Genomic DNA, 825 nt, shown 5'->3' with positions numbered 1-825 from the left:
GTATAGGTAAACGGTGCAAACTGGCTCGCACTAACTTGCCCTGCCGTTCCGACGGATAATTGCCGTTCCGAATCTGTCTCGAGTCCACCGATGACAAAGGCATGACCGACGAGGACACTCGGTCCGTCCGGACTACATCCAGCAAGGATCGTCCGCATCGCGTCATCATGTGTCTTGATCGTTTCGTCCTTGTGCACGTACCGAACGGTCGCTGGATCGGCAAATGGCACCGGATAGAACGACACTCCTTTAATCGTGACCGGAGTAATGACCGGCGTTAGTTTTCCGACGAGATGCAGACCGGCCCGTTGGAGTAACGTCGTTCCGAAACTCAACCGTTCGGCCGAATCGTGATTTCCGCTGATCGCAACGACCGGGATATCCCGATCAAGGATCAAAGCAGCAAGCGTCTTGTCAAGCAGTTCGACGGCTTCTGTCGGCGGGACGGCGCGGTCGTATAAGTCACCCGCAATGACGATTGCATCCGGTTGTTCGCGATCGACGAGTGTCAAAAACTCGGCTCAGGACCGCCCGTTGGTTCCCGAGCATCGACTCGCCATGAACGATTTTGCCGAGATGCCAATCGGCAGTATGTATCCATTTCATCTTTATCACACTCACTTTTTAAATATAGTAGCTTAAGTGTAGCATGCGAGCGTTCGTTCTGCGACGAACATCCGTTTGGAACACAAAAAGCAGGAGGCGAATGCCTCCTGCTTTTTGCGCTTTCACAACGAGCGTATTACTTCGTCCGTTGCTTTCTAAAACGTTGGACGGAACGAATCACAGAAACTGATCCGCCGATGATCGCACCGACACCGACGA

At 53.0% G+C, this 825-nt stretch carries 1 protein-coding gene; it reads right to left on the bottom strand.

What is annotated here, in order from left to right; translation table 11 throughout:
* On the bottom strand, positions 1-512 hold a 512-nt coding region (locus B2751_RS13000), incomplete at its 3' end, for a metallophosphoesterase family protein (RefSeq protein WP_290775181.1).
* Positions 513-825 lie beyond the last annotated feature (313 nt).

The organism is Exiguobacterium sp. UBA6282 (genome assembly GCF_002440475.1).
In the GTDB taxonomy this organism is placed as follows: domain Bacteria; phylum Bacillota; class Bacilli; order Exiguobacteriales; family Exiguobacteriaceae; genus Exiguobacterium_A.
This window is presented reverse-complemented; position numbering and strand designations above follow the sequence as displayed.